At 62.9% G+C, this 18,408-nt stretch carries 19 protein-coding genes and 1 pseudogene; 7 read left to right on the top strand and 13 right to left on the bottom strand.

The genetic code is table 11. From position 1 onward, the window contains the following. Positions 1-27 precede the first annotated feature (27 nt). The 7 genes and pseudogenes from prpB to B2V21_RS13740 all read right to left on the bottom strand — a co-directional run bounded on the left by prpB (position 28) and on the right by B2V21_RS13740 (position 6,587). Positions 28-872: pseudogene (prpB, locus tag B2V21_RS13770) on the bottom strand (methylisocitrate lyase). Continuing rightward, the gene (locus tag B2V21_RS13765) at positions 869-1,552 is read right to left on the bottom strand and encodes a GntR family transcriptional regulator (protein ID WP_049860128.1); all 684 of its coding nucleotides are present in this window, start codon (positions 1,550-1,552) and stop codon (positions 869-871) included. The pseudogene prpB and the gene B2V21_RS13765 overlap by 4 nt, the downstream one beginning before the upstream one ends. 196 nt (positions 1,553-1,748) lie before the next feature. Further along, positions 1,749-2,831 (bottom strand): alkene reductase, encoded by a 1,083-nt coding sequence (locus B2V21_RS13760; protein WP_286917135.1) that lies wholly within the window; start codon positions 2,829-2,831, stop codon positions 1,749-1,751. A gap of 33 nt (positions 2,832-2,864) precedes the next feature. Then, positions 2,865-3,428: a type 1 glutamine amidotransferase domain-containing protein gene (locus B2V21_RS13755; protein ID WP_049860130.1), complete on the bottom strand. Its 564-nt coding sequence runs from the start codon at positions 3,426-3,428 to the stop codon at positions 2,865-2,867. Between the two features lie 147 nt (positions 3,429-3,575). Next, positions 3,576-5,303, bottom strand: coding sequence for a gamma-glutamyltransferase (gene ggt / locus B2V21_RS13750; RefSeq protein WP_286917134.1), 1,728 nt, complete (start codon positions 5,301-5,303; stop codon positions 3,576-3,578). An 89-nt stretch (positions 5,304-5,392) separates the two neighbouring features. After that, the gene (locus B2V21_RS13745; protein ID WP_286917133.1) at positions 5,393-6,115 is read right to left on the bottom strand and encodes a GNAT family N-acetyltransferase; all 723 of its coding nucleotides are present in this window, start codon (positions 6,113-6,115) and stop codon (positions 5,393-5,395) included. Between the two features lie 46 nt (positions 6,116-6,161). Next, on the bottom strand, positions 6,162-6,587 hold the full coding sequence (locus B2V21_RS13740; RefSeq protein WP_286917132.1) for a 3-isopropylmalate dehydratase: 426 nt from the start codon (positions 6,585-6,587) through the stop codon (positions 6,162-6,164). Positions 6,588-6,819: 232 nt separating this feature from the next. Here B2V21_RS13740 and B2V21_RS13735 point away from each other — a divergent pair, with 232 nt between their 5' ends. Next, entirely contained in the window at positions 6,820-7,701 is an 882-nt protein-coding gene (locus B2V21_RS13735; RefSeq protein WP_049860133.1) for an EamA family transporter, read from the top strand. Between the two features lie 33 nt (positions 7,702-7,734). Beyond that, positions 7,735-8,268 carry a DUF4174 domain-containing protein gene (locus B2V21_RS13730; protein WP_286917131.1) on the top strand — a complete coding sequence of 178 codons (534 nt, stop codon included), beginning with the start codon at positions 7,735-7,737 and terminating at the stop codon, positions 8,266-8,268. 30 nt (positions 8,269-8,298) lie between these two features. Here the strand turns inward: B2V21_RS13730 and B2V21_RS13725 are convergent, their stop codons facing one another. Then, complete coding sequence (locus B2V21_RS13725; protein WP_286917130.1) at positions 8,299-9,120, bottom strand: aldo/keto reductase; 822 nt, start codon at positions 9,118-9,120, stop codon at positions 8,299-8,301. Between the two features lie 183 nt (positions 9,121-9,303). Further along, positions 9,304-10,197: a LysR family transcriptional regulator gene (locus B2V21_RS13720; protein ID WP_122742063.1), complete on the bottom strand. Its 894-nt coding sequence runs from the start codon at positions 10,195-10,197 to the stop codon at positions 9,304-9,306. 129 nt (positions 10,198-10,326) lie between these two features. On the opposite strand from B2V21_RS13720, the gene B2V21_RS13715 reads away from it, so the two are divergent. The 4 genes from B2V21_RS13715 (at position 10,327) to B2V21_RS13700 (ending at position 13,590) form a co-directional block, all read left to right on the top strand. Continuing rightward, on the top strand, positions 10,327-11,025 hold the full coding sequence (locus tag B2V21_RS13715; RefSeq protein WP_286917129.1) for a CoA transferase subunit A: 699 nt from the start codon (positions 10,327-10,329) through the stop codon (positions 11,023-11,025). A 39-nt stretch (positions 11,026-11,064) separates the two neighbouring features. After that, positions 11,065-11,721 (top strand): CoA transferase subunit B, encoded by a 657-nt coding sequence (locus tag B2V21_RS13710; RefSeq protein ID WP_049860138.1) that lies wholly within the window; start codon positions 11,065-11,067, stop codon positions 11,719-11,721. A 55-nt stretch (positions 11,722-11,776) separates the two neighbouring features. After that, complete coding sequence (locus B2V21_RS13705; protein ID WP_286917128.1) at positions 11,777-13,195, top strand: short-chain fatty acid transporter; 1,419 nt, start codon at positions 11,777-11,779, stop codon at positions 13,193-13,195. A gap of 164 nt (positions 13,196-13,359) precedes the next feature. Next, entirely contained in the window at positions 13,360-13,590 is a 231-nt protein-coding gene (locus B2V21_RS13700) for a hypothetical protein (RefSeq protein ID WP_049860139.1), read from the top strand. 24 nt (positions 13,591-13,614) lie between these two features. Here the strand turns inward: B2V21_RS13700 and B2V21_RS13695 are convergent, their stop codons facing one another. The 3 genes from B2V21_RS13695 to B2V21_RS13685 form a co-directional block, all read right to left on the bottom strand. Then, positions 13,615-13,851: a hypothetical protein gene (locus B2V21_RS13695; RefSeq protein ID WP_286917127.1), complete on the bottom strand. Its 237-nt coding sequence runs from the start codon at positions 13,849-13,851 to the stop codon at positions 13,615-13,617. Between the two features lie 34 nt (positions 13,852-13,885). Continuing rightward, positions 13,886-14,221, bottom strand: a complete 336-nt coding sequence (locus B2V21_RS13690) for a hypothetical protein (RefSeq protein ID WP_049860141.1) — start codon at positions 14,219-14,221, stop codon at positions 13,886-13,888. 144 nt (positions 14,222-14,365) lie between these two features. Beyond that, complete coding sequence (locus B2V21_RS13685; protein WP_049860142.1) at positions 14,366-15,661, bottom strand: Nramp family divalent metal transporter; 1,296 nt, start codon at positions 15,659-15,661, stop codon at positions 14,366-14,368. A 284-nt stretch (positions 15,662-15,945) separates the two neighbouring features. Between B2V21_RS13685 and B2V21_RS13680 the strand changes: the two genes are divergently transcribed. Beyond that, a complete protein-coding gene (locus B2V21_RS13680; protein WP_049860143.1) occupies positions 15,946-16,482 on the top strand; it encodes a hypothetical protein in 537 nt (178 codons plus the stop codon). A 53-nt stretch (positions 16,483-16,535) separates the two neighbouring features. Here B2V21_RS13680 and B2V21_RS13675 read toward each other — a convergent pair whose 3' ends face one another. After that, positions 16,536-17,924, bottom strand: coding sequence for an MFS transporter (locus B2V21_RS13675; RefSeq protein ID WP_049860144.1), 1,389 nt, complete (start codon positions 17,922-17,924; stop codon positions 16,536-16,538). Between the last annotated feature and the right edge of the window lie 484 nt (positions 17,925-18,408).

Raw genomic sequence — 18,408 nt, 5'->3', positions numbered from 1 at the left:
CTTGGATTTGTTATTGGAATACAGCGATCATTTTTTCTGCGCGAACAGCGCGTCGAGTTTGCGCTCGAAGTCGTGGTAGTCGATGGCGTCGTACAGTTCCATGCGCGTCTGCATGGTGTCGACCACGTTCTGCTGGGTGCCATCGCGGCGAATCGCGGTGTAGACGTTCTCGGCAGCCTTGTTCATGGCGCGGAACGCCGACAGCGGGTAGAGCACCAGGCCGACGCCCACGCCACCGAGCTGCTCGGTGGTGAACAGCGGCGTGGCGCCGAACTCGGTGATGTTGGCCAGAATCGGCGCTTTCACCCGGCTGGCGAACAGCTGGTACATCTGCAGTTCGGTGATGGCTTCGGGAAAAATCATGTCCGCACCCGCCTCGACGCAGGCTGCCGCGCGGTCCAGGGCTGACTCCAGACCTTCCACCGCCAACGCATCGGTGCGCGCCATGATCACGAAGCTGTCGTCNNNNGGGAAACGATTTCCTTGTTCGGCCGGTGGCCACAGCGCTTGGCGCCCACCTGGTCTTCGATGTGCATGGCCGCGGCGCCGAACTTGATCATCGACTTGACGGTGCGGGCGACATTGAAGGCCGACGAGCCGAAACCGGTGTCGACGTCGACCAGCAACGGCAGATCGCACACATCGGTGATGCGGCGCACGTCGGTCAGCACATCGTCCAGACCGGTGATGCCCAGATCGGGAAGGCCTAGGGAGCCGGCCGCAACGCCGCCGCCGGACAGGTAGATGGCCTTGAAACCGGCGCGCTGGGCGAGCAGGGCGTGGTTGGCGTTGATGGCGCCGACCACCTGCAAGGGCGACTCTTCGGCGAGGGCCTGACGGAAGCGTTGGCCGGGGCGGGAGGGCTGACTCATGATGGGGCTCCTGGGGTGTTGTTCTGGTTGGGTTCCAGGTAATGGCGTTCGACATTGCGCTTGGACGCGGCGATGTGCCGACGCATGAGCAACTCGGCCAGTTCGCCGTCGCGCTCGGCGATGGCGTCGAGGATACGGTGATGCTCGGCGAAAGCCTGGTGCGGACGATTGGGCGTGGCAGAGAACTGGATGCGGTACATGCGCACCAGTTGGTACAGGTCATCGCAGAGCATCTGCACCAGCGTGCTGTTGCCGCTGCCCTGAATGATGCGGTAGTGGAAGTCGAAATCGCCTTCCTGCTGGTAGTAGCCGACGCCGGCTTGGAACGCGGCATCGCGTTCATGGGTGGCGAGCACCTCGCGCAACTCGTCGATCTGTGCCTGGCTCATGCGCTCGGCAGCCAGTCGACAGGCCATGCCTTCGAGGGATTCGCGGATTTCGTAGAGCTCGATCAGCTCGGCGTGATTGAGCGACACCACCCGGGCACCGACGTGGGGAATGCGCACCAGCAGGCGCTGGCCTTCCAGACGGTGGATGGCTTCACGCAGCGGTCCGCGGCTGATGCCATAGGTGCGTGCCAGTTCGGGTTCGGAGATCTTGCTGCCTGGGGCTATTTCGCCATTGATGATGGCCGCCTGGATGCGGCGGAACACGTTCTCCGACAGCGTCTCGGTTTCCATTGGAGTGGCACTGGGCGGGGTCGCGAATTCCGGATCGGGAACGGGCAAGGGCGAAACAGAGGTAACGGACATATTGTCGACACCTGGGCAGGTAGTGACAAAAAAATAGTCCTTTTACAGCTTGCAGTCAAGGAACTCGAAGGTAAGTGTCGACAATGTCCAAATAAGATCGGGGGCCGAAGCCCCCGTTTCCGCTTTACTGCTCGTCGGCTGTGGGGTAATCCACATAGCCTTCCGGACCCTGGCTGTACCAGGTTTCCATGACGTCCTTGTTCAGCGGCAGCCCCTTGGCGAACCGATGGGGCAGGTCCGGGTTGGCCAGGAACGGCCGACCGAAGGCGATCGCATCGGCTTCACCAGCGTCCAGCGCAGCCTGCGCTTTTTCGTGGGTGTAGTCGGAATTGAGCGCCAGGGTACGGCTGAACGCCTTGCGGATCACCGGGTGCACCGGCGGGCGATCGGCTTTGCCGAAGGTGCCATCGAATGGCGGTTCGCGCAGCTCCAGATAGGCAATGCCGATCTTGTCCAGCGCAGCGGCAGCGGCGGAGAACAGGGTTTCCGGATCGCTGTCGTTGACGCCCTGCGAATCGCCGTTGGGCGACAGGCGCACGCCGGTGCGTTCGGCACCGATGGTGTCGACAACCCGCTGGGTGACCTCGGTCAACAGGCGGATACGGTTTTCCACCGAACCACCATAGGCGTCGTCGCGGAAGTTGCTGTTGTCGCGCAAGAACTGGTCGATCAGGTAGCCGTTGGCGGCATGGATCTGCACACCATCGAAGCCGGCGCGCATGGCGTTCTTCGCGGCGTGCTCGTAGTCGTCCAGCAACCGCGGGATCTCATGGATGCCCAACGGCCGGGCTTCCACGTAGGGTTGCTTGCCGTCATAGGTATGGGTGTGGCCTGGCGCAGTCGTCGCCGAAGACGAAACCGGCTGTGCACCGCCGAGGAAGCTGGGGTGGACGATGCGGCCCATGTGCCACAGCTGCAAGTCGATGCGCCCGCCGGCTTCGTGCACGGCGGCGGTGATCTTCTTCCAGCCTTCGACCTGCTCGTCGCTCCAGATGCCTGGAGCGTAGGGCCAGCCCAGGCCTTCCTGGGTGATGCCGGTCGCTTCGGTGATGATCAACCCGGCGCTGGCGCGCTGGGTGTAGTACTCGATCATCAGGTCGGTGGGTACGTGGTTGCGAGTGGCGCGGCCGCGTGTCAGCGGGGCCATGAGGATCCGGTTGGGCAACTGCTGCTCGCCAACCTGGATCGAATCGAATAGAGAAGGCATCTAGGCTCCCTGATCTGTGAGTGGAAGGGCGGCTCAGGCTGCGCCGAGGGCCTTGATGATGGCGTCGTTGAACGCAGGGATGTCATCAGGAGTGCGCGAGGTGATCAGGGTCCAGCCGTTGGCACCACACTGCATGACTTCCTGGTCGACCCAGCCTGCGGCCTTTGCATTGGTCAGGTCGAGGCTGACGCTGGGGTAGGAGGTCAGGGTCTTGCCGGGAATCACGCCGGCGTTGATCAGCAGCCATGGGCCGTGGCAGATGGCAGCGACCACTTTGCCTGCATCGGCGAAAGCCTTGACCAGGTGCTGGGCATCGGTGTCCTGACGCAGGGTGTCGGCGTTGACGGTGCCGCCTGGAATGACCAGGGCGTCGAAGTCGCTGGCGCTCAGGCCCTGGATCTTGCTGTCGGACTCGACGGTGCGGTCTTTCTCGGTGTCCTGCTGGAAGGTCTGCACGGTGCCGCCTTCGCTGGAGGCGTGGGTCACGGTGGCGCCGGCTGCACGCAGCGCTTCGACGGGCTTGAGCAGTTCGTCACGCTCAATGCCGGTGTTGGCGGTGATGAACAGGACTTTCTTGCCTTGCAGTTGGGTAGCCATGTGGATCTTCCTCGGGTCAGTTAAGGCCTGGCGTACCAGGCGATCAAAAAATCTGAGCGCGGAAGAAAATGGAAAGTTCAGGTGGATCGTTAACCAGTGGTGCACGCGGTCAGGCCCATGCACTGGCCCAACCGCGTGTTCATTGGCTCAATAGCCTTCGGCAAGGCCGGTGTTGCGGCGCGGGTCGTTGGCACCGTAGAAGCGGTTGTTGGCGACGGGCTTGCCACCCAGTGAAGGCGCGCCGACCAGGATCGCTGCCAGGTGGTTGGCGTCCTGCGGCTCGCCGAACTTGTGGCCCCAACTCTCGAGGATCTTGCGCGTGTCCGGGCTGATGGCGAAGTGTTCCAGGTTGGTCACGTCGGGCATCCACTGTTGGTGGAAGCGTGGCGCATTGACCGCCTGCTGGATGTCCATGCCGTAGTCGATGACGTTGAGCATGGTCAGCAAGGTCGCGGTGATGATTCGACTGCCGCCGGGCGTGCCGACCACCATCACCGGCTTGCCGTCCTTGGTGACGATGGTCGGGCTCATGGACGACAGCGGCGTCTTGTAGGGCGCGATCGCGTTGGCTTCGCCCTGCACCAGCCCGTACATGTTGGCGACGCCGACCTTGGAGGTGAAGTCGTCCATCTCGTCGTTAAGCAGGATGCCGGTGCCGCTGGCCATGACCCGTGCGCCGAACCAGCCGTTGAGGGTGTAGGTGACCGAAACCGCATTGCCCCACTGATCGACGATGGAGTAGTGGGTGGTATTGCTGCCTTCATGGGGCGCCACGCCCGGTTTGATCTCGGCCGAGACACCCGCCTTGTTCGGCAAGATGCTGTTGCGGATCTTCGTCGCGTAGTTGGCGTCGAGCAGGTGAGCGATGGGGTTCTTGACGAAGTCCGGGTCGCCCAGGTAGCTGTTGCGGTCCACATAGGCGTGGCGCATGGCCTCGATCTGGTAGTGCATGCCCTGCGCCGAGCCATAGCCCAGTTCGGCCATGGGGTAGCCCTGCAGAATGTTCATGATCTGGCAGATGACCACGCCGCCGGAGCTGGGCGGTGGCGCGGAGATCACGTGGTAGCCGCGGTAGTCGCACTCGATGGGGTCCAGCTCGCGGGTCTTGTACTTGTCGAGGTCGGCCTGGGTGATGATACCCTTGCCGGCCTGGCTCGAATCCACGATGGCCTTGGCCACCCAGCCTTGATAGAAACCGGCGTTGCCCTTGTCGGCAATCTCCCGCAGGGTGCGTGCCAGGTCCTTCTGCACCAGCTTGTCACCGGCCTTGAACGGCTGACCCTGGTTGAGGAAGATCTTCGCCGAGTCCTGGCTGTCCTTGCGGAAATCCTCGGTGGCGGTTTCCAGCAGGTCGACGTCGCCCTGACCGAGTGTGAAGCCCTCGTCGGCCAGCTTGATGGCTGGCGCGAGCAGGTCGGCACGCTTGAAGGTGCCGTATTTCTGCAGGGCCAGCTCCATGCCCGAGACGGTGCCTGGAATGCCCACCGACAGGTGGCCGTCGGTGCTCAAGCCTTCGATGACGTTGCCGGCCTTGTCCAGGTACATGTCCGGGGTGGCGGCCAGTGGGGCCTTCTCGCGGAAGTCCAGAAAGGTCTTGCGGCCATCGGCCATCTGCAGGGTCATGAAGCCACCGCCGCCGATGTTGCCGGCGGCCGGGTAGACCACGGCCAGGGCGTAGGCCACGGCGACGGCAGCGTCGACGGCATTGCCGCCGTCCTTGAGCACGTCCACGCCAACGTGGGTGGCCAGTTGCTGTGCGGTGACGACCATGCCGTTCTGCGCGGCGACGGGGGCGGGGGAGGCGGCGAACAAACAGGTGGGGGCCAGCGCGAACGCAACGGCGATCAGCGACTTTGGCAAGGGTTCGAGTTTCAAGCGTCGGCTCTCTTTTTTGTGAATGAGGAGCTGCGGGTGGTGAGCAACGAGGCGATTCATTTCGCCAGTCGCAAGGATAGCCGGGTTTCTCAATCCTGCTGGCGACAGGCGGTCAATGCGGTCAATTGTTCGCCCGAGCCGTCGAAGTTCTCCGTCGCCAGCCAGCGTTCGAATGCCGCGCGCCGCGCTGGCCATTCGCTGTCGATGATGGAGAACCACGCGGTGTCGCGGTTGCGGCCCTTGTACACCAGTGCCTGGCGAAAGATGCCTTCGAAGCTGAAGCCCAAGCGCTCGGCGGCCTTGCGCGAGGGCGCGTTCAAGGCATCGCATTTCCATTCGTAGCGCCGGTAGCCCAACTCATCGAACACCAGGCGCATCAGCAAGTACTGCGCTTCGGTCGACACGGGGGTGCGTTTCATCAACGGCGAGAAAGTCACATGGCCCACTTCGATGACGCCATTGGCCGGGTCCATGCGCATCAAGGCCAGCGTGCCCACGGCCCGTTGGCTGCGCAGATCGATCACCGCCCAGTGTTGCGGATCCTGGCTGGCTGCCGCGGTTTGCAGGTGAGTGCGATAGCTGTCGAGGTCGGCGAACGGTCCGACGGGCAGGTAGGTCCAGTCGCTGCCGTCGCTCTGCTGGCAATAGCCCTGGAACAGATCCTCGGCGTGGGCCGCGACGTTCAAGGGGTCGAGGCGGCAATAGCGGCCTTCGATCACCGCATGGGCCGGGCGAGGGCGCGCGGTCCAGTCGGGCAGCGCGTGGCCGATGGGCTGCTGATGTGCGTTATGGTGCAGAGGCTGGTTGGGCATGGCGACTCCTGATCAGATCAGCGGGGGAGAAGGTGTGTCGACGCAATCAGCGCGGGTCCAGAACGATACCGAAGCCGCTCTTGGCTTCGCTGACGATACGCAGGTGCTGGCGCTCGCCTGGGTTGGCCTGCAGGCGCAGTTCGCGGTTCAGACGGCCCTTGCTGCAGAGCATGCCACCTTGCTTGTCGGTGGTGATGCCGACGATGTGTTCGCCAGGCGGCAGTTGAAAGGTGGCCACCTCGCCGACGGCCATCAACGCCGCCGGTTCGCGGTCGATCAGCAGCGCGACGTAGCAGCCGCCGCCCATGATGCCGATGTCGCGGTCCACCACCAGTTCGCTCGACGGCGCCAGGGTCTGTTGCCAGGCTGACAAACGATCTGCCGGGACAGCCTTGAGGTGCTCCGAATCGGCGCGAAACGAGGTACAACCCGACAAGCCCACTGCAATCAGCATTACCCAGAACACGCGCATCGACGGACCCCCTGAAATGGCATTGTGATTGCACTTTAGCTCAAGCGAGGGCCGCCACGGAACGCCAGGCTGCCCGACCCGGTTTAGAAAAGTTTTGAAACAGGTTCCCGTCTGGGGCTGCGATGGGCAAGAATGATCCGGCTGACCCGTGCAGTCGCCATCCCGTGGGGGATCGGCTGCCCCGAGCGGACTGACCTGAACCTGTGGAGGTACCGTGGCACCTAGAGACCTGATGTTGGCCTTGATCGTGATCGTCGTCTGGGGCTTGAATTTCGTGGTGATCCGTTACGGCCTCGACGGCCTGCCTCCCATGCTGCTGGGCGGCCTGCGCTTCACGCTGGTGGCGATTCCCGCGGTGTTCTTCATTCGCCGTCCGAACCTGCCGCTGCGCTGGCTGATCGCCTACGGCGCGACCATTTCCCTGGGGCAGTTCGCCTTTCTGTTCGAGGCCATGGCCAACGGCATGCCTGCGGGCCTGGCGTCGCTGGTGTTGCAATCCCAGGCGTTCTTCACGCTGTTCTTCGCCGCCCTGTTCATTGGCGAACGCCTGCGTGCGGCCAGTGTGGTGGGGCTATTGGTGGCGGCAGGCGGGCTGGCGATGATCGGCCTGGAAAGCGATCAGGCCACACCACTGGTGGCCGTACTGCTGACCCTGTGCGCAGCCTCGATGTGGGCCATGGGCAACATCATTACCCGCCGTTTCGGCAATATCGACCTGGTCGCGCTGGTGATCTGGGGCGCGCTGATTCCGCCGCTGCCGTTCTTTGCGCTGTCGCTGTGGCTGGAAGGGCCGGCGCTGATCGAACGGTCGCTGCTGGGCATCGGCTGGAAGTCCATCGGCAGCCTGGTGTACCTGGCCGCGATCGCCACGGTGCTGGGTTATGGCCTGTGGAGCAAGCTGCTGTCGCGTTATCCGGCGGGCAAGGTGGCACCGTTTTCGTTGCTGGTACCGGTGGTGGGCTTGAGCTCCTCGGCCTGGATTCTCGGCGAGCGGCTGAGCGCCCTGCAGTGGTGGGGTGGTGCGCTGGTGATGGTGGGGCTGGTGATCAACGTGTTCGGCGGCAGCCTGATCGCTCGCCTGGCCCCGGCTCGCACGGGGGCGAAATCTCTGTAATGATGGGCCATCGATACGTCAAGGAGATGGAGCATGATGATCCGGTCGCTGACCCTCGCCTCACTGTTCGCCTTCGCCGCGCCGCTGCTGGCCGCGGACGGTGATAGCCCCCTGGCCCAGGACCGTGGACGGGCCCGGCCGTTGGTGGTGATCGCCCCGAGTTCGGTGGATCCCAACCTGCTGAAACTGCGCAAGGCGCTGGAAGAGCCCGCCAACCGCGACGGCTTCAAGCAGCGCGGGATGGTGCTCTACACCGTGATCAATACCATCGGCCAGCGTGACGGCAAGGACCTCGACCCGCAGGCGACCATGTCCCTGATCCGTGATTTGAAGCTGGGCGCCGGTTCCAGTCAGAAGTTCGTGCTGCTGGGCAAGGATGGCGAGAAAAAGCTCGAACAGTCGGGCTACGTGGAGCCTGCGCAGTTGTTCAGTACCATCGATCAATTGCCTGCAACCGAGAAGGAGGCCAATGCGCCTGCTCCGGTCGCAGCCGCCGCGCAGGAACCGACGAACAAGCCCGCCAAGGCCGCGAAACCGAGCAAGGCGCCGCAACCGCTGGACGATTGACGGCGCCTCGGTCGGCGGCATGCGGGTGCTTCAGACCATGTTGAGCCGCTGCTTGCGTTGCGGTGCCGGGTAGGCTCGATCCAGCGCGGAGAAATCTTCGGCATCGAGTTTGATGTGCAGGGCGGCGGCATTCAGGCGCACATGTTCGGCCGTGGACGCTTTGGGGATGGCGATCACCCCTTCACGGCGAATGACCCAGGCCAGGCAGGCTTGCGCCGGCGTCACCCCGTGGCGCTGCGCAACCTGGCGCAACACCGGTTGGTCGAGCAAGCGGCCGCCCTGTGCAATCGGACAGTAAGCCATAACCGGCATTGCCCGCTCGGCACACCAGGGCAGCAGGTCGAACTCGATGCCGCGCTCTTCCAGGTTGTACAGCACCTGGTTGGTCGCACAGCGTTCGTCGTTCAGCTCGATCATGTCATCGACATCGAAATTCGACACGCCCCAGGCGCCGATCTTGCCCTGTTCACGCAGACGCTCGAAGGCGTCCACCGTTTCGCTCAGCGGGTACTGACCACGCCAGTGCAGCAGGTACAGGTCGATGTGCTCCACCTGCATGCGCTGCAGGCTGCGCTCGCAGGCTTGCGCCACGCCCTTGAGGCTGGCGTTGTGGGGGTAGACCTTGCTGACCAGCGTGACCTGGTCCCGGCGGCCCTGGATGGCCTGGCCGACGATTTTTTCAGAGCCGCCTTCTCCGTACATTTCGGCGGTGTCGAGCAAGGTCAGGCCCAGGTCGATGCCTTCCTGCAACGCGGCGATTTCCTGCCGGGCACGGGCCGGATCTTCCCCCATGCGCCAGGTGCCCTGGCCAATGCGTGGTACCGACCTGCCGGCCAGATCAATGCTGTTCATCACAATGCTCCTCGATGGAAAAGGAATTGAGCGCCCTGTAGCAGCGGCGCAAGCCGCGTCCGGCCTTGACGCGGTGGGTCACAATACCGCGGGGACCGCCGACGCGGCTCGCGCCGCTGCTACACGGAGCCTGTGGGTTGGGCAGTGTCATCGGGCTGCGGTTCAAACCGTCGGGTGACAGGGTCATTGGCGACGGTGGGCCGTGTGCTCCAGCAGCACTTCCATCAGCGCGTGTGCGGCGGCCGAAAGCTTGTGGTCCGGCAAGCGCATCAGACCGATTCGGCGCTCGACGCTGGGCGACTCCAGCGGCACACAGCGCGCGCCCAGCTCGTGCATCTGCTCGATGCACAGGGCCGGTACCGCGCTGACGCCCAGGCCATGGGCGACCATTCGCCCGATGGTGCTCAACTGGTGACTTTCGAACGCCACCGCCAGTTTGCCGTGCTCCTCGCTGACGGCGCTTTCCAGCAGCAGGCGGACCGCGGAAGGTCGCTGCAGCGCGATGAAATCATGGGCCAGCAGGGTTGCCCACGTCAGTACCGGTTGCTCGGCCAGCGACGAATCGGCCGGCACCACGGCCACGAAGCGGTCGGTGTAGAAGGGCGTGAACACCAATGACGAGGTGCTTTCCGGCTCGAAGCCGATGCCCAGTTCCACGCGGCGGTGACGAACCATCTCCACCACCTGCTCGTTGATCACGTCATGCACCGCGACATTGACCCGTGGATGGCGGTCGCGAAAGATCCGCAGTGCCCCAGGCAACAGGTTGCCGGCGAACGACGGCATGGCCGCGATGGACACCTTGCCTAATTGCAGGGTGAAGTGCTGGCGCAGCAACTCCTCGGTGTTGTCCCAATCCGCCAGCAGGCGCCGGGCCAGCGGCAGCAGGGCTTCGCCTTCGGGCGTCAGGCTGACGCTGCGCGTGGTGCGGATCAGCAACGCGCCGCCCAGGTCTTCTTCCAGACCCTTGATGGTCAGGCTCAGCGCAGGCTGGGACAGGTGCAATTTTTCGCCCGCCTGGGCAAAGCTCAGAGCCTGGGCCACGGCGAGAAAGGCGCGGAGCTGTTTGACGTTCATCTATTTGGAAAACCAATCAATACCGAAGAAAAACAAAATTAACAAATTAGCCGTGCGGGGAGAAGATACCTGCACCCACGCCGTCGCGGCACGGACGGCGCCATGACAAACAATAAAAGGCTAACGATCATGGCTGGACTCGATAAGCGAGTGGCAACCTACGCACAGGCGCTTGATGGCCTGCGCGATGGCATGACGGTACTGGCCGGCGGGTTCGGCTTGTGCGGCATTCCGGAGAACCTGATCGCCGAGATCAAGCGGCTGGGCGTGCGCGATCTCACGGTGGTGTCCAACAACTGCGGCGTCGACGGTTTCGGTCTGGGCGTACTGCTCGAAGACCGGCAGATCCGCAAGATGATCGCCTCCTACGTGGGCGAAAACGTGCTGTTCGAGCGGCAGTTGCTCGATGGCGAACTGGAAGTCGAACTGACCCCTCAAGGCACCTTGGCCGAGAAGATGCGCGCCGGCGGCGCTGGCATCCCCGCGTTTTTCACTGCCACCGGCTACGGCACACCGATTGCCGAAGGCAAGGAAGTGCGCGAATTCAATGGCCGCCAGTACATCCTGGAACAAGCCATCACCGGCGACTTCGCCATCGTCAAAGGCTGGAAGGCCGACCACTTCGGCAACGTGGTCTATCGTCATACCGCACAGAACTTCAATCCGCTGGCCGCCAGTGCCGGACGCATCACCGTGGTCGAGGTCGAAGAGATCGTCGAGCCGGGCGTGTTGCTGCCCGAGCATATCCACACGCCAGGCATCTATGTCGACCGGGTGATCCAGGGCACCTTCGAGAAGCGCATCGAGAAGCGCACGCTCAAGGCCTGATCGTTTCCTTTCTGCGCTGTTTCCCACGAGGTTTTTTCCATGGCACTTACCCGCGAACAGATGGCCCAGCGCGTGGCGCGCGAACTGCAGGACGGTTATTACGTGAACCTGGGCATCGGCATCCCGACCCTGGTGGCCAACTACGTGCCACCTGGCATCGACGTGATGCTGCAATCGGAAAACGGCCTGCTCGGCATGGGCGAATTCCCCACCGAGGCCACCGTCGACGCCGACATGATCAATGCCGGCAAACAGACCGTGACCGCGCGCCTGGGCGCCTCCATCTTCGACTCGGCGCAGTCGTTCGCGATGATTCGCGGCGGTCATGTCGACCTTACCGTGCTCGGCGCCTTCGAGGTGGACGTGCAGGGCAACATCGCTTCCTGGATGATCCCCGGCAAGCTGGTCAAGGGCATGGGTGGGGCCATGGACCTGGTGGCCGGTGCGGAGAACATCATCGTCACCATGACCCACGCGTCCAAGGACGGCGAGTCGAAACTGCTGCCTGTGTGCACCCTGCCGCTGACCGGCGCTGGTTGCATTCGCAAGGTGCTGACCGACTTGGCTTATCTCGAGATCGAAGACGGTGCGTTCATCCTCAAGGAGCGGGCGCCTGGCGTCAGCATCGATGAAATCAAGGCGAAAACGGCCGGCAAGTTGATCATTGCCGACGATGTGATCGAAATGAGTTTCTGAAAACTTCCTGCCAAAACCTGCAGCTCTCCAACTATAAAAACAAGGAAACACCACCATGTCCGCACACCTGGAAGAGAGCCGCTACGCTCGCTTCGCCCTGCGCTGTTCGAGCTGGGCCGAGCGCTGGTTCCCCGACTCCTACGTATTCGCCGCCGCGGCGGTGCTGCTGGTCGCATTGGGCGCGCTGGCCATCGGCGGCACGCCGACGGCCACGGCCACCGCGTTCGGCGACGGGTTCTGGAGCCTGATTCCGTTCACCATGCAGATGGCCTTCGTGGTCATCGGCGGCTACGTCGTGGCCAGCTCGCCGCCCGCCGTGAAACTCATCGACCGGCTGGCGCGCATCCCGCGCAATGGACGCTCGGCAGTGGCCTGGGTGGCACTGATCTCGATGGTGGCGTCGCTGCTCAACTGGGGCCTGTCTCTGGTGTTCGGCGGCCTGTTAGTGCGCGCGCTGGCGCGACGCACCGATCTGCGCATGGACTATCGCGCCGCCGGCGCTGCAGCGTACCTGGGTCTGGGCGCGGTCTGGGCCCTGGGGCTGTCATCGTCGGCGGCGCAGTTGCAGGCCAACCCGGCCAGCCTGCCGCCGTCGATCCTGTCCATCACCGGTGTCATCCCGTTCACCCAGACCATTTTCCTCTGGCAATCAGGCGTACTGCTGCTCGCGCTGGTAGTTGTTTCGCTGGTGGTCGCCTATGCCACCGCGCCCGGCCCGAACTCGGCCCGCGATGCCCAGGGGTGCGGCGTCGACCCGGCTTTCAGCCTGCCGCCGCTGAGCAAGCGCAGCCGACCGGGTGAATGGCTGGAATACAGTCCGCTGATCACTATCTTCCTGGTGTTGCTCGCCGCAGGGTGGCTGTTCCACGAGTTCTCCACCAAGCCGGCGATTACGGCCATCTCGGGGCTCAATACCTATAACTTCCTGTTCATCATGCTCGGCCTGCTGCTGCACTGGCGTCCCCGCAGCTTTCTCGATGCCGTGGCGCGTGCCGTGCCGACGACCACCGGTGTGCTGATTCAATTTCCCCTGTACGGCTCCATCGCCGCGATCATGACCACGGTCAAGGGCGGCGACGCGCAGACCCTGGCTCACCACATCTCGACCTTCTTCGTGCAGATCGCCTCCCACGATACCTATGCGATGCTCATGGGCGTGTATTCGGCGGTGTTGGGATTCTTCATCCCATCGGGTGGGGGCAAATGGATCATCGAGGCGCCCTACGTCATGCAGGTGGCCAACGATTTGCAGTACCACCTGGGCTGGGCGGTGCAGATCTACAACGCTGCCGAAGCCTTGCCGAACCTGATCAACCCGTTCTACATGCTGCCGTTGCTGGGTGTGTTGGGCCTGAAGGCACGCGACCTGATCGGCTTCTCGTTCGTGCAACTGCTGGTACACGCGCCGTTGGTGCTGTTTCTGCTCTGGGCGTTGGGCACTACGCTGGCGTACATCCCACCGACTGCACCCTGACCAGTGGAGGAGCTGCGCTACGTTGATCGGGAATATTCCCCCGCCGGGCGACTGATTCAGGGAGAGCTATTGCACAGGCACGTTCGCTCGGGGTACACATCTAGGTTGAATGGGGGACAGGCTGGACGCCCCCCCATCGTGAACCGATGCAGGGAGATGTGGAAATGCTTGATAACGGCGCGGGCGGGGATACCGAGCAGAATGAACCCGTGGATCAGATCATCTTTCGGGAGATTCGCAATCTGCACACCGCCGCCTCCAGAGACCTGGATCAGGCTGCAGTGCAGATCATAGGCAAGGTCGAGAGGTTCAGGGAGCAGGGCCTGATCAGCTCGGAGGCCGCACGGCAGCTGATTTTCGACGTACGCAACGAGCGCAGCCGCATCAGCCGCTGAGCGGCCTTCGAAGGGGAGCGGCGGTCAGCCGCCAGTGGTGTCGATATCGGCGTCTGTTTCCTCATCGTCCGCACTGGTCGAAGGATCGACTTCCGGCTCGGACTTGAAGTCCGGACTGAAGCGATTGCCTTCGGCTGTGGTCGGATCGTTGGAATCAGGGCGGACGGCGGGGTCAAGCGCCGGGTCATTGGGCGTGGCGTTGGCCGCACTGCTGGTGTCACGGTCGACATCGTTCAGCGCAGGTGTCTTGTGTTCGCTCATATCATTCTCCCTAGGCTCAAGCGTGCAGGGTCAATCAGAGCTTGCCGCCTTCAGAGCCAGTCCCATCACCCATGTCATGACTTCCGGACTCTGGCTTGGTCACGGCGCCGCCCATGGAGCTGCCTTCCGGGTTGCCGGTGTTCTGTGGCTTGATCTGAGTGCTGGTGCCGTCACGCGGCGCGCTGGAACCGTCGGTGTTGCCATTGGGCATGTTGGTGCCAGTGCCGGACGGTACGCCTACGGCCGAGGGCACGGTGCCTTTGGCGGCGGGGTTGGTCGGACCGGTGCTGTTGTCGGCCATGGCCGGTACGGCAGCGGCGGCCAGCAGACCTGCCAACAGGGCTGCGTTGATGCGTTTCAGGCTTTTCATGGAGCTCTCCTTGTTCGTGTGAATGCGTCATGTATTGGGCTGCGGGCACACGTCAGTGGTGCCCGCGTACCGACGAACGGCATGCCCGATAAACAAGCGTTGGCCGCGAAAGGCGCACTGCGGACACAGTCCGCAGTAGCAGGGTCAGGCGAGCAGCTGCGAGCCCAGCTGGAAGGCGACCCATACGGCGAGGATGGTGGCGAAGCCCAGGGCGATGTTCTCGAACCAGTTGTTGCGGTAGTTGCCGAGCAACTTCTTCTGGTTGGACATGATCAGCAGGCCGAGGGAGATCACTGGCAGGCCGATGATGTTCAGCGCATTAACACCGATGGTCAGGGTCACGAAGTCAGGCATGCCCGGCAGCGACCACACCAGCGGCGTGACGAGGATGAACAGCAGGAACCACTTGTGCATCGGATCGTGATGGAATTCCTTGCCGTACTTCTCGCGACGCTCGGGACGGATGTGCTGGAAGGCATCGGTGATCAGCATGGGGAAGGCGGTCGTCTTGCCGGCGATGCTGGCGAACAAGGTAGCGAACACGCCGACGAAGAAGATCAACCAGCCGCCGGTGCCGAAGAACATCTGCAGCGCCGCGCCCAGGTCGTCCAGGGTTTTCACTTCGATACCGTTGGGACGCAGGATTTCCGCGCCGACCACCCAGATGGCCAGGTTGATGATGATCCCGACGAACACCGCGAACAGCAGGTCGTTGCGCTGGATGCGCTTGTGTTCCGGGCCGACCCAGCCTTTCTGGCGCATCACGTAGGGGTGCACGAAGTTGGCGATCGAACCGGCCACCGCACCGATCACCGAAACGGCTACCAGAAGGGCACCGTGCACGCCTTCATCCGGCGGAATGCTGAAACCGATGGTTCCGGCCAGGATGCCGCCCACATCGGGTTTGGACATGATCGCCAGCGCCATGAACGCCAGGGTCATCAGGGCCAGCAAGCCTTTCATGACGCCTTCGATCAGCGAGTAGATGTTGCGACCTACCAGCAGCCACACGCCCAGTACCACGGCGAAGGAGGCGAGCAACGGTTGATTGATATGCAGAAGGGTGGCCAGTGCTTCCCCAGCGCCCTTGATCATGTACGCATTGGTCAGGTGACCCATGATCAGGGCGTACCCCAGCATGAACCAAGCGAAGAAGGGGTGCAGTTGCGCGTAGCCCTGCAGGATGGTCATGCCTTGGTTGTTGCACAGCTGGAAGCGGGCAATGATGTTGACGATGAGGAATCTGAGCAGCAGCGACACCGCCAGCACCCACATCATCGCGTAGCCATAGTTGGCGCCGGCCACGGAGGAGGTGATCAGGTCGCCTGCGCCGAGCCATGACAGGACGGCAATGATGCCCGGTCCGACGATCTTGGCGAGCCTGCCCAGGCGAGTCGTGGGGGCGGCCGCCTTCTTTTCGAGCGAGTGGGTACTCGTCATGGGTGAATTCCCTTTGTTGTTTTTGTGGATGGAACAGTGGGTTATTCAAGCATGAGTTAGGATGTCATATGACCTGACGAGTTGCAAAAGGTGTAAGTGGATGTTTCCCTGCGTTCGCAGGTCTTTCTGCGTGTACCGGTGGCCTCGCGAACTCCTGTAGCAGCGGCGCAAGCCGCGTCGGCGGCGCATGCGGTGTACCTGAAGGACCGCGGTCCTATCGGAAGCGGCTGAACCAACTGGGCGAATGGCCTTCTTATGAGCCTTAGCGCAAGAGGAATGCACCCATGTCGAAGATCATTGTCGACGACGTCACGCCCCCGGCCGATGCCAAGGCCGATGTGTTGATGTTCGGTACCCCCAAGGACCGTCTGGACTTCTACCGCAAGGAAATCCAGTACGAAACCTCCATCCTTTCCAACCGCACCGACGCCTACCTCTCCGCGCAGTCGTTCCTGGTCATCGCCTACGCTTCGTCCATGGCCAACCTGAACCCGGAGTGGGGCAAGCTTTTTACCCTGGTCGTGCCGCCGTTGTTGGCGCTGTTCGGTCTGGTCAGTTCGCTGCACGCATGGCCGGGCATTCGTTCGGCCTACGACATCATCGATCACTGGCACTTCAAGCAGAGCCAGTTGCTCGACAGCGAGCCGGCCATGGGCGCGGCCTATGACGAATCACCGCTGTTCAGCGAGCGCGAGTCGAACGAGAAACGCTGGCGCGGGGCGTTGATGTTCTCGATGAGGTCGCCGTTTCTGTTCAGCGTGCTGTGGGCGATACTCGGGGTTTTCGCGGTGTATGCGCAATACACCAATCCGGGCGGCTGAATGCAGAAGGCCCCTGCGGTTGCAGGGGCCTTCTGGTGGTGAGGGTCAGCGGATCAACGCACCGAGCTTATCGCCTGCTGACGACTGCGCTCATATTCCTGGGAATCCACCGCCGCAGCATCGGGTTTGCCCAGATCAGCCATGGGGATGCGGTAGGTCTCCTTGGCGGTGAACGCTGCCAGCGCTGCGATGCAGCACACACCCAGGGCCAGCGAGCCGACCACCATGGGAATGTTGGTGGAGCCGGGCGGCGCCATCGCTGCGAACAGTGCTGGCAACAGGGCGGTGATCAAGGTGCCGACGTTTTGCGAGATGGCCATGGCCGACACGCGATAGCGGGTCTGGAACAGCTCTGGGTAGAAGCTTGGGAACACCGCGTTGTAGCCCTGATAGAACACGCCCCACATCAGGATCGACATGCCGAACGCCAAGGGCACGTTGTGGATGCTGATCGCGTACAGGTAGAAGAACGACAGAATGCCCGAGCTCAGCGCGCCACCGATGATCATCGGACGACGACCGATGCGGTCGGAGAGATTGCCCACGAAGGGAATCACGCACACCGCGACGATGTTGCCGACCACCGGAATCCACAGGTACACACTCTTGGCGAAACCGATGCCGTAGGCCGGTTGCACGGCGTAGGCCGCGCCGAAGATGGTGGCCACTACCGGAATGACGTTCATCAGCGCCATGCACATAACCAGGCCCATGTTGCGCCAGCTGTGCTTGAACGCTTCGACGACCGGGGATTTGGGGATGGCAGCGCGCGCTTCCACGGTTTCGAAAGCCGGGGTTTCATTGACTTCGCGACGGATGATGTAGCCGGCGATCAGCACCACGGCGCTGAGCAGGAACGGAATCCGCCAGCCCCATGAGTTGAACGCTTCATCCGGCATGAAGTAGGCCAGGGGCAGGAAGATCGCCGCGGCGAAGATCTGTCCGGCCTGCACGCCCTGCAAGGTGAAACTGGCGTAGTAGCCTCGTCTGCCGAAGGGCGCATGTTCGAGAATCATCGAACTGGCCCCGGAGATTTCCCCCGCCACCGCGAAGCCCTGGATCAGGCGCAGTACCACCAGCATGGCCGGAGCCCAGAGGCCGACCTGACTGTAGGTGGGGAGCAGGCCCACGGCCATGGTGGCGAAACCCATCAGGAACATGCACAGCAGCAAGACATTCTTGCGGCCGCGCGTATCGCCCCAGTGGCCCAGGAAGAACGCACCGATGGGGCGGGCAACATAGCCCACGCCGTAGGTGGCCAGCGAGGCAACGATGGCGACCTTGGGGTCGGTGTTGGGGAAAAAGATCTGCGGGAAAATCAGCGCCGCGGCTTGGGCATAAATGAAGAAGTCGTAGTATTCCAGGGCGGAACCGACCCATCCGCTGGCGGTGGCCTTCTTGGTTTGCTGCGAGCCGTGCGATTCTGACTGAGCATGCGCCATGCTGTGTCTCCGTTGTTTTTATTATGAAGCATTGGAACCGTTGGCTTCGTTTCTACCCCCTGCAGGCAAGCTTGCGAGCGCGGAGGAGAGGCAAAACTAACTGGGTAGTTAATGTTTAGCAGTGGCGTCGAATGAGTGTCAATACGGCCGCACACGCGGGTTGCAGCGAGGATCCGTTCGTTCTGCGTGCAAGACTGCCCCAAGTGACTTCGTGTTTCAATCGAAAGTGGCGGTCTAGAGCGGTTCGCCCATGGCTGAGCGGCGCCTCGGCGGTCGCTCTCATTGCCTAGCTTGCTTGGTATTGTAGCCGCTGATCGCACACATTTGTTGGAGGTCCACAAGCGGCGCCAGCCGCGTCGACGGCGCCTGCAGCGTGCCAGATGCCCTGCGTTGAAACCGGACGCGGCTCGCGCCGCTGCTACAGGGGATCGCGAATCCCCACGAAATGCGTAACCACGCCGTGCACCCCCTGTAGCAGCGGCGC

Origin of the sequence: Pseudomonas sp. UBA6276, assembly GCF_002438365.1 — a bacterium.
In the GTDB taxonomy this organism is placed as follows: domain Bacteria; phylum Pseudomonadota; class Gammaproteobacteria; order Pseudomonadales; family Pseudomonadaceae; genus Aquipseudomonas; species Aquipseudomonas coleopterorum.
This window is presented reverse-complemented; position numbering and strand designations above follow the sequence as displayed.